The sequence below is a fragment of the Streptomyces glaucescens genome (assembly GCF_002154375.1).
Lineage (GTDB): Bacteria > Actinomycetota > Actinomycetes > Streptomycetales > Streptomycetaceae > Streptomyces > Streptomyces glaucescens.
In genome coordinates, this window is the sequence record NZ_MUND01001107.1 from 516 (window position 1) to 949 (window position 434).

Sequence of the window (434 nt, forward strand, 5' to 3'; positions counted from 1 at the left end):
CCGTCACGGTCCTGGACGACGGCGGTGATGCGGCCCGGCCGCACCGACACCGCGCCCACGGCTCCCGCGCGCGCGAGACGCCGGCCCGTCCTGACCTGCTCGCCGTCCAGCGCCGTGTCCTCCAGCGCCTTCAGCCAGGCCTGACCCCACCAGGTGCGGGCGAAGCCACGTCCCCGCGCGGGTGGCAGAGCGGCGAAGGTGCGCTCGGTGTCGTCGTGGTTCCGGTTCATCGGGTGCTCCCTCGCAGTTCCACCAGGTCGGCCAGCTCGGCGTCCGTCAGTTCCGTGAGCGCGGCCTCGCCTGAGCCGAGCACCGCGTCGGCCAGCTCCTGCTTGCGGCTCAGCATGTCGGCGATGCGGTCCTCGATCGTGCCCTCGGCGATCAGCCGGTGCACCTGCACGGGCCGGGTCTGCCCGATGCGGTACGCGCGGTCG

At 74.0% G+C, this 434-nt stretch carries 1 protein-coding gene and 1 pseudogene; both read right to left on the minus strand.

Annotated elements, in window-relative coordinates; translation table 11 throughout:
* Positions 1 to 230: pseudogene (locus CCN42_RS45535) on the minus strand (SWF or SNF family helicase); the annotation flags it as partial.
* On the minus strand, positions 227 to 434 hold a 208-nt coding region (locus CCN42_RS40910), incomplete at its 5' end, for a DEAD/DEAH box helicase (protein ID WP_086742088.1). The gene CCN42_RS40910 and the pseudogene CCN42_RS45535, both read right to left, overlap by 4 nt.